This is a genomic window from Frankia sp. AgPm24 (assembly GCF_023243055.1).
Classification (GTDB): domain Bacteria; phylum Actinomycetota; class Actinomycetes; order Frankiales; family Frankiaceae; genus Frankia; species Frankia umida.
Genome location: NZ_JALKFW010000209.1, coordinates 22,288 through 35,431, shown reverse-complemented (window position 1 = coordinate 35,431; position 13,144 = coordinate 22,288). Strand labels below are relative to the sequence as shown.

The 13,144-nt window shown below is 71.9% G+C and carries 6 protein-coding genes; 4 read left to right on the top strand and 2 right to left on the bottom strand.

Going from position 1 to position 13,144, the window contains the following annotated elements:
- The first annotated feature begins 52 nt into the window (after window positions 1-52).
- On the top strand, window positions 53-2,638 hold the full coding sequence (locus tag MXD61_RS21540; RefSeq protein ID WP_374629341.1) for a biotin carboxylase N-terminal domain-containing protein: 2,586 nt from the start codon (window positions 53-55) through the stop codon (window positions 2,636-2,638).
- 61 nt (window positions 2,639-2,699) lie between these two features.
- Here MXD61_RS21540 and MXD61_RS21535 read toward each other — a convergent pair whose 3' ends face one another.
- Window positions 2,700-4,502, bottom strand: a complete 1,803-nt coding sequence (locus MXD61_RS21535; RefSeq protein WP_248815265.1) for a toll/interleukin-1 receptor domain-containing protein — start codon at window positions 4,500-4,502, stop codon at window positions 2,700-2,702.
- Between the two features lie 742 nt (window positions 4,503-5,244).
- On the opposite strand from MXD61_RS21535, the gene MXD61_RS21530 reads away from it, so the two are divergent.
- Complete coding sequence (locus MXD61_RS21530) at window positions 5,245-6,279, top strand: 4-hydroxybenzoate polyprenyltransferase (RefSeq protein WP_248815264.1); 1,035 nt, start codon at window positions 5,245-5,247, stop codon at window positions 6,277-6,279.
- 6 nt (window positions 6,280-6,285) lie between these two features.
- Here MXD61_RS21530 and MXD61_RS21525 read toward each other — a convergent pair whose 3' ends face one another.
- The gene (locus MXD61_RS21525; protein ID WP_248815263.1) at window positions 6,286-8,991 is read right to left on the bottom strand and encodes an XRE family transcriptional regulator; all 2,706 of its coding nucleotides are present in this window, start codon (window positions 8,989-8,991) and stop codon (window positions 6,286-6,288) included.
- A gap of 179 nt (window positions 8,992-9,170) precedes the next feature.
- Here MXD61_RS21525 and MXD61_RS21520 point away from each other — a divergent pair, with 179 nt between their 5' ends.
- Together MXD61_RS21520 and MXD61_RS21515 are read left to right on the top strand one after the other, a co-directional pair.
- Window positions 9,171-11,216, top strand: coding sequence for an NAD-binding protein (locus tag MXD61_RS21520; protein ID WP_248815262.1), 2,046 nt, complete (start codon window positions 9,171-9,173; stop codon window positions 11,214-11,216).
- Window positions 11,217-11,533: 317 nt separating this feature from the next.
- Window positions 11,534-12,967, top strand: a complete 1,434-nt coding sequence (locus MXD61_RS21515) for an isocitrate lyase family protein (protein ID WP_248815261.1) — start codon at window positions 11,534-11,536, stop codon at window positions 12,965-12,967.
- The last annotated feature ends 177 nt before the right edge of the window (window positions 12,968-13,144 follow it).

Below are 13,144 nucleotides of genomic sequence, written 5' to 3'. Positions count from 1 at the left end.
CCTCTGCTCGTCGGAAAACAGTGCGGGCGACGGCGAGAGTGAGTGCAGTGGCATGCAGGGTGTGAACGGAGGGATCGACGTGACGGGCGGGAACGGTGAGAACCCGACTTCTGCTGGAGCGCTGCCCGCGCCGTCGCCGGCGGGGCCGACCACGAACGGTGTCCATGATTCAGGCATTTCCGTCTTCTTCGCGTCGCCCGCCTCGGCGGCTGGTGCGGCACCGGTGGTGAGCGAGGCCGAGACGTCACCGCCGGCCGCCGCCGACGGTGCGGCTGCGGGCGCCATCACGTCTGTCCTGGTGGCGAACCGGGGGGAGATCGCGGTCCGGATCATTCGGACCCTGCGAGAGCTCGGTGTTCGGGCCATCGCGGTGTATTCCGATGCCGATGCCGATGCGCGCCATGTCCGTGAGGCGGAGGTGGCGGTCCGCCTCGGGCCGGCGCCGGCCCGCGAGAGCTATCTCAACATCGACGCGGTGCTCGAGGCGGCCCGGGTCAGTGGCGCCCATGCGGTGCATCCGGGCTATGGGTTCCTCGCCGAGAACGCTGGCTTCGTGCGGGCGTGCGAGGCCGCCGGCCTCGTGTTCATCGGACCGGCGGTGACCGCGGTGGAGCTGATGGGCGACAAGATCGCCGCCCGGCGGACCGTGGCGGAGGTCGGCGTTCCCGTGGTGCCGGGCCGGTCGGTCCCGGGTATGGGCGATGCGGCCCTGGCGGAGGCCGCCGCCCAGGTCGGCTATCCGGTGCTGGTCAAGCCGTCGGCGGGCGGGGGCGGCAAGGGAATGCGGATCGTGCGTGAGCCCGCGCAACTCGGGGCGGCGATCGCCTCCGCCCGCCGGGAGTCGGCCGCCGCGTTCGGTGACGACACCCTGTTCGTGGAGCGGCTGATCTCCCGGCCCCGTCACATCGAGGTGCAGGTTCTGGCGGACCGGCACGGCACGGTGCTGCACCTGGGCGAACGTGAATGCAGCCTGCAACGGCGCTATCAGAAGATCATCGAAGAGGCGCCGTCGCCGCTGCTGGACGAACGGACCCGAGCGCGGATGGGTGCCGCCGCCGTCGCCGTGGCGCAGGCGGTCGGCTATGTCGGCGCGGGCACGGTGGAGTTCATCATGTCGGCGGACGCGCCCGACGATTTCTACTTCATGGAGATGAACACGCGGCTGCAGGTGGAGCATGCCGTCACCGAGCTGGTCACCGGGGTGGATCTGGTCGCCGAGCAGATCCGGATCGCGGCGGGCGAGCCGCTGCTGTTCGGGCAGGCCGACGTGCGTACCGCCGGGCATGCGATCGAGGCCCGGGTCTACGCGGAGAACCCGGCGCGCGGATTCCTGCCGACCGGTGGGGACGTGCTCGACTTTCGCGAGCCGGCTGGTCCCACCCTGCGGGTCGACGCCGGCATCGCCACCGGTGACACGGTCGGCACGGACTACGATCCGATGCTTGCCAAGATCGTGTCCTGGGGTTCGGATCGGCGGGTGGCCTTGGCGCGTCTGGACGCGGCGCTGGCCCGCACGGTCCTGCTCGGGGTCGCCAGCAACATCGGATTCCTGCGGGCGTTGCTGGGACATCCCGACGTCCGCGCCGGTCGCCTCGACACCGGCCTGATCGAACGTGATCTCGCTGGGCTGGTCCAGGACGAGCCACCCAGCGAGGCCCTCCACGCCTACGCGCTGTTGCGGCTGCTCGCCCTGCAGCCGACGGGAGCGCTGGTCGACCCGTGGGAGGTGCCCTCCGGCTGGCGTCCCGGCGAGCCCGCCTGGCTGAGCTGGGATGTGCTGCTGCCGGCCACGGTCGCACCGGCGGGGGGCGCCGTGGCGTCGCCGATCCGGACCGGCCATGCGCAGGACACCGGTGTCAACGGTGCGTCAGCGTCAGCGCCGGTGGCGGTGGCGGCGGTCGCCGGGACGGCGGCGGTGAACGGGTCGGGCGAAGCGGCGCAGGGCGTGCCGGGTCGCCATGCGACCCGGACCGTGCGGGTCTCGGCTCGAGGCACGCCCGCCGCGGCGAGGCTCCGCGTGGGCGAGGGGGCGCCGGTGGCGGGGTCCGTGCGGATCGCGGGTGACGATCTGCTGGTCACCGTCGGATCGGTCACCACCAGGTGGGCCTTCGCATGGGGTCCTGGCCCGACCGCGGGTGCGGGTGACGGACCGGGGCCGGTGTTGTGGCTCGGACGCGACGGACGGGCCTGGGGCTTCGAGTCGGCAGCCACGTCGTCCAGCCGGCGGCGTGCCACGACGGACGGTGGGACGGCGCGCAGTCCGATGCCGGGGACGGTCGCCGCTGTTCTGGTGACCTCCGGCGAGGTGGTCGCCGCGGGAGCGCCGCTGGTCATCGTCGAGGCGATGAAGATGGAGCACCCGGTGACAGCCCCGATCGCCGGCGTGGTCACCGACGTGCACGTCCATCGCGGCGATCAGGTCCGCCTCGACCAGGTCCTCGTGGTCGTCGCCGCGTCATCCCCAGACGGTCCGGCGCCAGGCCAGGTCCCGGTCCCAGGGCCAGGGCCAGGAACCGCGCTGGGAGCTGGGCTCGGAACGGGCGCGGATGCCGGCGCGGGAGAGGGACGCCTCGCCGGTGTCGAGGACGGACGTTCCGGTGAGGTCGGCACACCCGAAGGACGTGCGGCGGCCGGCTGACAGCGACGCGCCGGCCGTCACGCGTCGACCCCGACCGGCGACTGGCGACCGGCGGCGGGGTTCAGCGGGGGAGGATCGCCGAGATGCGGGCCAGGAGAGTGATCCTGGCTTCGTCCTCACCGAGATCGACAAGATCGATGATGTCGACGCCGATGGTGGACGCGGCGGGTTCGGCGGTCTCGACCTGTACCGCGACCAGCTTGTTCGTCGTCCCCGCCGGGTCGTTCGCGGTCCCCTCCTGGTCAAGGGAATGGGCGCGCGAGACGACGACGAGAGTGCGGGTCGGTGCGGCGTCCGCGTGCCGCGCGCGTTGCCCGTTGGTCCGGGTGCTGTCGGCTTCGGCGACCCGCCAGCCGGCCTTCCGAAGGTGGTACTGAAGCCAGACCGCCCAGGGCTGGTCGGTGGGCGCGTAGGAGATCACGATGTCGACGTCCGACGCCGGCCGCGGTGCCAACCGGCCGGCCGGGGTGTCCGCGGGCGATGACGGCGGTGACGGCGGTGACGTGGTGGTGGTGGCTGGGTGAGGCGCGCCCGCGGCTGGTGCCGGCGGGCCGGTCGTCGGCGTCGGGGATGGCGGGGTGGTGACGTCCCCGCTGGGCGCCGCGTGTCCGGGTACGGCGCTCTGGTGTGACGTCGGGGTGGCTGGCAGGGGGTGGCGTCCGAGGATGGCGGTGGCCGCGTTCGCGGCGAGACGCAGGAACCAGTCGCGGTCCTCCGGTCGGGTTGACGGTCTCACCATGCAGGTCAGGGCGCAGGCGAGCAGGGACAGCGGTACCTGGTCCCGCCAGTAGTCGACCAGAGAGACCTTGCGCGCCCAGTCCTCCGCGGCCTCGCGGGTGGCGCGGATGAACATCGCCAGCCAGCTGGGAAGCAGTTCTCCGGTGTTGCGCGGGTCGAGGAGCATCTCGATGGCGGCGGTGCGCCCCACCGGGCCGAGTTCGTTCAGCGTGCGGGCCAGCAGGTGAAGGACGAGGTGGGTGGGGTTACGGGTGAGCACCGCGTGGGCGGAGTACCGGGCGAGATCGATGAGCTGGTAGGACGTGCCCACGTCCTGCAGCGACATGGGCACGAGGACGTTCTCGATGTGCAGGTCGCCGTGCACCCGTCCGATGAACGTCGGCAGCACGATCGGGTCGTAGCGGTCGGTGTCGAACACCAGGCCGAACGGGTTCACCAGGGGATGGTCCTCGTCCGCGCAGGTCAGGGTGGTCCCGGGGTAGTCCTGGGCGAGCCTGGTGACCGCGCCCTGCGGGCCTGCGCGATGGTCGAGCTGGCGGCGCAGGATCGCCGGGACGGTGAGGTCGCGCAGTTGCGGCCGGCCGACCCAGTCGGTGAGGGTCGAGTCGACGACGGTGGCGCTGGCGGCGGCGAAGGCGGTGGCGGTGGCGGTCTGCTGGGTGCGGGGGAACTGTGGGCTCTGGCCGTTGAACAGGATCGGGAGTCCGCCGAGCGGGCGGCGCGGTGGGTGCAGCACGTCGTGCAGCACGGTCTGCAGGGTGACCATGTCCGACAGGCTGCCGCCCGCGACCCGCTGGAAGATGAACCACCACCCGTTGCCGCCGGAGACCGGGGCGCGCATCAGCTCGGCGAGATGGGCGTCGGCGAAGACCTTGTCGTGGTTCAGGGCGTCCTCGTGCAGGGCGAACTCGCCGGGGCGGGAGCCACCGGTGGCCTGGTAGACCTTCATGATGACCAGCTCGGCCCCGCGGAAGCGGTGATGCTCGATCACGGCGGCGATGACGGCCGAGGACCGCCCGTTCGTCAGCCACCGGTCGAGGGTGAAGCTGATGCCGGATGCGGCGCACCACTGTTCCAACGCATCGGCCGCGGCCGGATCGAGCCTTTCCCGCAGCCGCTTGTCCATGCAGGGAGAATACTGCCCGTCCGGGCTGATCTCGAACCGGACCGGGAGATGCCACGCGCCACGGCGCGATGTGCCGCGGGGAAATCCATGAACAGGAAATGGGCATTGTCCGGACCTGTACGCCACCCCTGTCCGACGTTGTCCGGATCTACCGCCATCCCCTTTGCGAAAAGCCCGACTCACGGTTGTCTTGGTGAGGCCGGACGAACGTGGTCTCGCCCACCTGATGCTCTGCTCCCGCGTCGCACTCGCGGGGAGGTGGGCGAAGCCGCCGACTCCGGGCTGTCGCCGAAGCGGGCCTTTCGTCGGGGGGAGGCCCGCTTCGGCGTTTCAGTGCGCCGTCGTGGTGTCGTGGCCTGCGACGTGCGATGTGCGTGCTGGAGGGAGGCCGCGGCGCCGGGGTGAGGCCGGGTGTCAGAGCGGACCGAACAGGCGAACCGTAACACATGGTGATTTAATGGGCCGGAATTCGTGGATGCGCCTCGGTGCGGGCGGTCCGGATCTCGACACCTGGTCGTGGAGTGTGTACGGAAAGCTTCCTGTACGACGTTGTACGGCGATCTGCGGGGGGCTTGTTCGCAGCGGCGGGAATGAGTTTATCTCGACAGACTGCGATCGTTTGTGAACGCAGCGCTTCACCGGGTGCGAGAGATGATCGTGAGGTCCTATGGGGGGAACCCGCGATGCGGGTGTGCCACGACCTGGCCGGCCGGGGCCGGGTCGGTTCGCGGACGCGAGGGCGTTGACGCGACCGGCCCTGGCTCTTGCCGATGCCGTCCCGTTCGCCGCCGGGGGGCTGGCCGTCGCACATCCGCGGGTCGTCACCGTGCTGCTGCTGTCCTTCGCCGGTCTGCTGGTCTCGACGCACAGCCGGCTGCTGGACGCCCTCGACGGCCTGCCCGGTGACCGGATCAATCCGGCCCGGCGGGCCAGCCCGCTGGTGCGGGGGCAGGTGAGCACGGTCGTCGTCGCGATGGCCGCGGCGGCCGCGGGCCTGGCGGTGACGATCGGGGCGCTGCTGCTGGTACCCACGGTGACCCACGGGCTCGGGTTCGCCGGGCTCGTCGTGCTGCGGACGCTTCAGGTCACGGCACGCCGGGTCACGGCGGCACCGACGGCGAGGGCCATGGTCAGGGCGGCCCAGTGGCTGGCCGACGCGGTGGTACCCACGCTCGCACCGGCCGCCGGGGTGCCCCTGGGGGTGCTCGCCGCCGGTGGACGGCCCGGGGTGGAGGCGTTCGTGCTGGCCGCGGGCTTCGCGTTGGGCGCCGCTGTCACCGGGGCCACCGTGGTCGGCCTGCGGGACCTGCCCATCGACCGACTCACGGGACGGCTCACCACCGCCCTGATCACCGGGGTGCGGCTACGGCGACCGAACGGGTTCGTCTTTCCGTCCCGTTACGTGCTGCTGGTCTGCGCGGCGCAGGCGGGGCTGCTGATCGCCGTGGCCGTGGTGGTGGGACTCGGCCTCGCCGACGATCCGGGCACCCCGACGGCGGGCCACGGTCTGGCGGCCTGTTCCGCGCTGGCCGCGGCCCTGGTCGCGGCGATCGGACTGGTCCATCTGCTGCGTTCGGGTGCGCCCGGCCTGGATCCGGTGCAGCGGCGTCCGCCGTCGCCGCCCGGCGCCGGGTTCACGCTGATGAACCTGCTGGCCTGCCACCTGGCGGCCATCGCCTGGCTGTTGACCACCCCCGGCGCGCTGCCGTGGTGGACGTCCCCGCCGGTTCTCGTCGGCTGGGCGCTGACCGCGGCGATGTGGGTCCGGCCCCGCTGACCGGGATCAGGAGGCCTCGGCGGTGGCCAGTCCCGCGAGGGTCGCGGTGGTGGCGTGCTGGGGGCCGAGGACCCGCAGGCTGCGTTGGTGGGCGGCCAGGTAGCCGGCCCGGGCGGCGGGCGCCAGCCGTCCCCGCCGCCGTTCGACCTCGCCGTAGAGGCCGACGGCTGCCAGCGCCCGCGGATGATCCGGTCCGAGTACCTCCTGGCAGGTCGTGACCAGTGCCTGGGCGTGGTCGGCGGCCCGCTGCGCGGCACCGCTGCGCAGCGCCAGCCGGGTCAGATGCGCCAGGGTGACCAGGGTCGCCGGGTGGGTCGGACCGAGGATGTCGCCACGTGCCGCCCACACCGCGTGCAACATCTCCTGTGCCTCGTCGAGCTGGCCCAGCTCGGCGAGCACATCACCGATGTTGTTCCGGGTGGTGAGCGTGTCGCGGTGGGTCGGGCCAAGGGTGGGCACGCGACGCTCGAGGGTCAGTTTCAGCAGCTCCAACGCCTCGGTGAAATGGCCGAGTTCCCGCAGCGTCCGGGCCAGATAGTGCTGCGTCGTCAGGGTGTCGGCGTGGCTGGCGCCGAGTAGTCGGACCCGGGCGTCCAGAACCCGGCGGAATCCGGGTTCGGCGTCGGCCTGCCGCCCGAGCGCCGCCATCACCCGGTACAGGTCATGCTCGGCGGCCAGCATGTCGGCGTGTTCGGCACCGAGCAACGGGCGACCCATCGCCAGCACCGTCTCGTAGGCGGCGACGGCCTGGGTGGGATAGCCGGTCGCGCGCAGGAACCGACCGCCCCGCGTGGCGGCGACGAGCAGTTCCGGCGGTAGCCGCAGCCTGGCGCGGACCGCACCCGGGATGTCGGCGAGCAGACCCAGGGCCGCGTCCCAGTGCGCGCGCAGCCTCGCCCACCAGGTCCAGTGCTCGGGATCGCGCGGGTCGAACCGGGTGGCTCCGGCCAGCAGCGCGGTGACGGCCTCCAGGTAGTCCTCGGGTCGCTCGCCGTGCACGGCGTGGCGCCGGAAACTGTCCTGGACGAGCGGGTGCAGCCAGATCTGCCACTGCGCCGGAGTCACGCCCGAAACCGGAGCCGCCGCGGCCGAGGAACCGTTGTCGCTGGGCCGCGCGGGACGGACCGGTGTGGTCGTCGAGGGCGCCGGGGACGGCACGAGTTCGATGAGGCCCTGGCCGGCCAGGGCGTCCAACAGATCCCACAACTGGGTCGCTCCCAGCTTCCCGAACAGCGGGCCGGTGCTCAGCGTCGCGGGATCCAGCAGTTCCAGCGGGATGAGGTCGCACCCGAAGCAGGCGAGCAGGGTCAGCAGCGGGCGGGCGGCGGGACGTCCCTGGTCGGTGAGGACCTGCAGGGACAGCTCCCAGGTGGGGCCGACCAGCGCACGTTCGCGGTCACGGCCGGTGGTCCGCGGCGAGGCGCCGTCGAGGGCGGGGGAGGTCCCGTCGAAGTCCGGCAGGACCGGCCCCGCCGCGCCGGCGCGCAGGACCTGTTCGTAGGCCAGGTAGGTGCGTGGCACCTCCTGGTCGCCGAAGTGCGCCGGCATCCGCGCGGTGCGGGCGAGGAAACGGCCGGCGAACGCGAGCGCCAGCGGGAGCCCGCCGAGGCGACGTCCCAGCGTCCGCGCCTCGGCCGTCGAACCGGCGCCCGGGCCGGCGAGGGCGCGCAGCGCCGCGCCGGCGTCCTCGTCGGCCAGGACCCGAACGGGATGGAGCGCGACCCAGCGCCCGTCGGGGCTGTCGTCCTCGTGGGGGCCGGCCTCGGCCGGCCAGGCGGACCTGTCCCGGGTGGTGACGACCACCATGCCGCGGGTGTCATCCAGCCGGCGCAGCCATCCGCTGCCGTCGAGAAGTTCGCCGCCGGGCAACGCCAGCTGGGCCGCCGGATCATCGACGTTGTCGATCACCAGCAGCCATGGCTCGTCCAGCGCACGCAGGTAACGCCACACCAGGTCGGGAAGGCTGGCGTTGCGCAGTTCGTGGCGGGTCGCGCCGAGTTCCACCGCGAGCGCCGCCATGGCCGCCGGCACCGTCGCGGCCGTCGTGACACCGATCCACCAGGTCCGGATCACGCGTCGACGTGCCCGGTCGGCCAGGGCCAGGGCGACTGTGCTCTTGCCGATCCCACCCATCCCGTACAGAACGTGCACCCCACCGTGGCCGGTGTCGGCATCGGTCGGATCGCCCGCGGCCGCGGGCAGGTGGGTCGAGAGCCGGGTGAGGATGTCCTCGCGGCCGAACAGCGTGCCGATGCGGTCCAGCCGGGCGACCGGAGGAGCGACGGTGATCGTCGCGGCGAGCTCGCCGGCTCCGGTGCCCTCGCCCTCCCCATCGCCCCGGTCATCCCGGTCATCCCGGTCATCCCGGTTGTCGCGGCTGTCTCGGACGGAGCCGCCGCCAGGGCGCGGGTCGGTGCTGTGTTCCTCGTCGGCCGGGCGGGCGCGGCGCAGGCGCATCCAGGTGGCCGTCCAGTGTTCGAGTTCGGCCTCGTCGGACACACCGCAGGCGCGCAGCATGTCGGTGAGCAGGTCTGCTGGCTGCAGGCCGGGTAGATGCGCACCGCTGAAGTAACCACCGGCGGTGCTGGCCGGAATCCGCACCCGCTGCGCGACGGCGCGGATGCTGAGCCGGGCTCGGAGTCGCACGCTGGTCAGCGCGCGGCCGAATTCGACGTTGGTCGTGATAACTGCCAGATCAATCGACTCAGACACGCGTACATACCCCAGAAACGAGAGTAGCAGACCGTGGTGGTTTACCTGCACCAATATGCCGTGGCCTGACGTGTGGGGATAGCAGGGTCCGAAAAGCGACAGCGACCACCCGCCCCGACGATGCTCCGTCCACCCGCCAGGGGCCATCATGCGACACTGACCCGCTGCTGAGGAGGGATATGCGGACGGCTTCAGGGGAGCCCGTCGAGGGCGCCCGGGACCGTGCCGACGAGGCCGGGTCCGCCGATGGTCCCGGGCCGTCCGATGATCCCGGGCCGTCCGATGGTGTCGGGGTGCCGGTCGGGCAGGTGATCGTGGTCGGTCTGGAGGGCCTTGGGCGGCTCGGGCTGCGGCTGGTCGAGCAGCTGCGGGACTCCGGTGTCGGCGTGGTCGGGGTGGACGACCGGGTGACCTCGGTGGCGCGTCGCCGCCTCGAACGGCTCGGGGTGCGTCTGGTGCTGGAAAGCCCGCACGCCCCGGACGTGTTGCGCGAGGTCGGTGTCGCGCGGGCCCTGGCGGTGGTGGTCTGCCATGAGACCGACCTGGAGACGCTGCAGACGGCGCTTGTCGTCGCGGAGGTGGCGCCGCGGGTCCGTCTGGTCGTCAACGTCAACAACGCGCAGCTCGGTGATCAGCTGGCGGACGCGCTGGGGCAGGCCCGGGTGCTGAATCTGGCTGTACTCGCCGGGCCGAGTTTCGTCGAGGCCTGCATACGCTCCGCCGTCACCCACGCGTTCACGATGAGTGCCCGGGCTGACGCCGAGGTGTTCGCCGTCATCGAGGAGGAGATCTCCGGACGGGGCGCGTTCCGGGCCCGTTACGGCGATCTCACCCCCATCTCGTTGCGCCGGGCCGGTGAACGCCGCGGTGAGGTCTGCCCGCCGCGGGACACCCCGCTGCATCCGGGCGACCGGCTGACCGTCCTGGGTCGGCTCGCCGAGTTCGACGAACGCGGCATGGAGGTCTCCGGCCTGCACGACGCGCGGCTGTTCGCGACCCTCGGACATCGCGGCCACGGCGCTGGCGTGGGCAGCGCCGCCTCGTCGGGCCGGCCCTCGTCGGGTGACGGGCTGGCGAGGATGTCGGGCCGGCCGCGATCGCGGCGCGGTGGTCTGCGGTGGGTCAGGGACCTGGTGGCCTCGGTCCGGGGCGAGCTGGACCGGCCGTTTCGACTGGCGATCAGCGTCGTGCTGGCCATCATGGTCACCAGCACGGTGGTTCTGTCGCTGACCTACACCGACAACAACAGTGCCGCGCCGGCGAACTTCGGGCCGGTCGACGCGCTCTACCTGACGGTCGAGACGATGGTCACCGTTGGCTACGGAGACTTCAACTTCGGCGCCGCGGACCATTGGCTACAGATCTTTGGTATCGGGTTGATGCTGTTCGGGGCGTTGTCGATCGCCGTGGTCTACGCGTTCATCACCAATGTCATCATCAGCCGGCGGCTGGAACGGGCGCTGGGCCGTGGACGGGCCGGAGCCGTCCGTGACCATGTGGTGCTGTGCGGTCTGGGTTCGGTCGGTGTCGCCACCATGGACGGGCTGCTCCGGGCCGGCCGTCAGGTCGTCGTCATCGAACGGGACGAGAACAACCGTTACCTCCCGGTCGCGCGGGAACGATCCGTACCGGTGATCATCGGGGATGCGACGGTGCGCTCGACGCTGCTCGAGGCCGGTCTCGCGCACGCGACCACGATCGCGGCGCTCACCAGCGATGGTCTGGCGAATCTGGAGGCGGTGCTGTCCGCGCGGGAGGCCCACGACGAGCTGCGCGGTGGCCGGGGCGCCGCGGACGAGCTTCGGGTGGTGCTACGGACCGTCGACACGACCATGGCGGACGAGGTCGAGCGCCGGTTCGGGATTCACACCGCGCGCAGCGCCGCCGACCTCGCCACGCCGTACTTTGTCGGGGTCGCGCTCGGGTACGACGTGCTGAGCACCTTCTACGTGGATCGGACACCGTTTCTGGTGGCCCGGATGACCGTGCGTGGCGGCGGTCACCTGGTCGGCCCGACGCTGCAGGAGCTGGCCACCGGCACCCGGGTGCTCGCGGTGCGCCCGGCGTCCGCGGCGGATGCGGCGAACTCCCGGCCCGGTCGGCACACGCGGCTGTGTGCGGGTGACGCGCTGCTTGTCGTCGGGCCGGTCACCCGCATCGTCGACATGGTGCGTCGTAATCAGGCGGGCGGCCTGGAGGCCGCCGCCGAGTTCTCGGGGCCCTGACGGCGTCGAGGATCCTTCTGATCGGGCTCCTCCTGTTCGGGGGATATCTGGTTCGCGGCCAGGGCTTCAATCCTGGAATCAACCGGAATGGCGGTCGGATCCCGCCGAACACGGTCTGTTGCGCTGGGTGCCGCTGGGGAATGTTCCGGTCAGTTTCCGTGACCAGGATGCCGCGACGAGAAGCGGACCCGCGCGGATGCGGGCGCATACCCACAACGCAGGGCAGGGGGGCCGACATGGCCGAGAACAGGACAGTCGGGACCGGACGGGCCGGGCATGACGCTGGCAGGACGACCCGCCCGACACGAACGACCGGGATGGCCGGAGCCTCTCCGGTGGCGGGGACGCGGGCGGTCGGCGCCGACGGCGGGGATCGGGGCGAGCGCGAGCTGGCCCGCTGTTGGGACGACGATCCGCGGTGGGCCGGTGTCAGCCGCACCTACACCGCACAGGACGTGGTGCGGCTGCGCGGAAGCGTCGTCGAGGAACACACACTGGCCCGGCTCGGCGCCGAGAAGCTGTGGCGGTCGCTGCACGAGTCCGACTACGTCCAGGCGCTGGGTGCGCTGACCGGTAACCAGGCCGTCCAGCAGGTCCGGGCGGGGCTGCGGGCGATCTACCTGTCCGGTTGGCAGGTGGCGGCTGATGCGAACCTGGCCGGGCAGACCTATCCGGACCAGAGCCTCTACCCGGCCAACTCGGTGCCGGCGGTCGTCCGGCGGATCAACAACGCGCTGTTGCGCGCGGACCAGATCGCCTGTGCCGAGGCGGGCCATGCCTCGAGCACGGTCATTCCCGCCCCTGCCGCCGCCCCCGCGGTTCCCTCCGCGGGCACGGTTTCCTCGACCGTTAGGAGCAACTCGTCCGGCAGGGCTTCCGGTGCCGGCGCGGGGACGGACTGGCTGGTGCCCATCGTCGCCGATGCCGAGGCCGGGTTCGGCGGGGTGCTGAACGCCTACGAGCTGATGACCGCGATGATCGCCGCCGGGGCCGCCGGCGTGCACTGGGAGGACCAGCTCGCCGCGGAGAAGAAGTGCGGCCATCTGGGTGGGAAGGTGCTCGTCCCGACCGGCCAGCACATCCGGACGCTCAACGCGGCCCGGCTCGCCGCGGACGTCGCCGGCGTCCCCACGATTGTCATCGCGCGCACCGACGCGCAGGCGGCGACGCTCATCACCAGTGACGTGGACGAGCGTGATCGTCCGTTCGTCACCGGCGAGCGCACCCCGGAGGGTTTTCATCGGGTGCGGGCGGGTCTGGCGCCGTGCATCGCCCGCGGCCTCGCCTATGCTCCGTACGCGGACCTGCTGTGGATGGAGACGTCCACACCGGATCTCGAGATCGCCCGTCGGTTCGCGGAGGGAATCAAGGCGCGTTTCCCCGACCAGCTGCTTGCCTACAACTGCTCACCGTCGTTCAACTGGCGGGCGCATCTTGATACCGCGACCATCGCCAGGTTCCAGCGGGAGCTCGGGCAGATGGGCTACGCGTTCCAGTTCATCACGCTCGCCGGGTTCCACGCGCTGAACCACTCGATGTTCACCCTCGCCCACGGCTATGCCCGCGACGGCATGACCGCCTACGTCGAACTGCAGGAACGCGAGTTCGCCAGCGAGGCCGACGGCTACACCGCCACCCGCCACCAGCGTGAGGTCGGCACCGGCTGGTTCGACCTGGTCAGCGCCGCGGTCAACCCCTCCTCGGACACCATGGCCCTGCGCGGGTCCACCGAGGAGAGCCAGTTCGCCTGAAAACCGGGTGGACGATGCGCGCGGCCGTGGTTACCGTGACCGCCGTGAAGCGCGCTGATGCCCTCGTGACGACGACGCCGGAGTCCGTCCCGGCGCGCTGACACGTTGACGTCCAGCCGAAGCCCCGGGGCGAGTGCCCCGGGGCTTCGCCATGTGGGCACTCGCCTCGCCCGTCCG